Annotated in this window: 1 protein-coding gene; it reads left to right on the top strand. The window is 66.6% G+C overall.

The window, feature by feature from the left end; all coding sequences use genetic code 11:
- Window positions 1–159 precede the first annotated feature (159 nt).
- Window positions 160–658 (top strand): MFS transporter (locus tag BIV03_RS15820; RefSeq protein ID WP_139202018.1); only part of this gene is annotated, 499 nt, incomplete at its 3' end.

The raw sequence follows: 658 nt of genomic DNA, 5'->3' as shown, positions 1-658 counted from the left end.
CTCGACGAGCCGGCCGACGACGACGAATGATCGCTGACCAGGACTTTCGTGGAGCGATCCAATCGTCATGTTGTCCTCATGACCGATTGACAGGACATGGAATCGGGTTACGATCCTTCCAAGCGATGCAGCCTGATCACTGACGAAGGAGTCACCCGCATGGTCGACATCAAACCGACAGCCCCGAGCGTCCCGCTCCCGCCCGTCGGACAGGGTCCGCACGTCCGCCGCCTCGGCGTGCTCGCGCTCGTCGCCACCTTCGGCGGTCTGCTGTTCGGGTACGACACCGGCGTGATCAACGGCGCGCTCCTGCCGATGAAGCAGGAGCTCGGCCTGACGAACCTCACCGAGGGCGTCGTCACGAGCTCGCTCCTCTTCGGTGCCGCGATCGGCGCCATGCTCGGCGGCCGGATCGCGGACGGCTGGGGTCGCCGCAAGACGATCATCCTGCTCGCGGTCACGTTCTTCGTCGGCACGCTGATCTGCGTGTTCGCGCCGGTGTTCGGCGTGATGGTGGTCGGTCGTGTCCTGCTCGGTCTGGCGGTCGGCGGTGCGTCCACGGTCGTCCCGGTGTTCCTCGCCGAACTCGCCCCGTACGAGATCCGCGGGTCGCTCTCCGGCCGCAACGAGCTCATGATCGTCATCGGGCAGCTCGCCG

It is taken from the genome of Curtobacterium sp. MCBA15_016 (assembly GCF_001865105.1).
Taxonomy (GTDB): Bacteria; Actinomycetota; Actinomycetes; order Actinomycetales; family Microbacteriaceae; genus Curtobacterium.
This window is presented reverse-complemented; position numbering and strand designations above follow the sequence as displayed.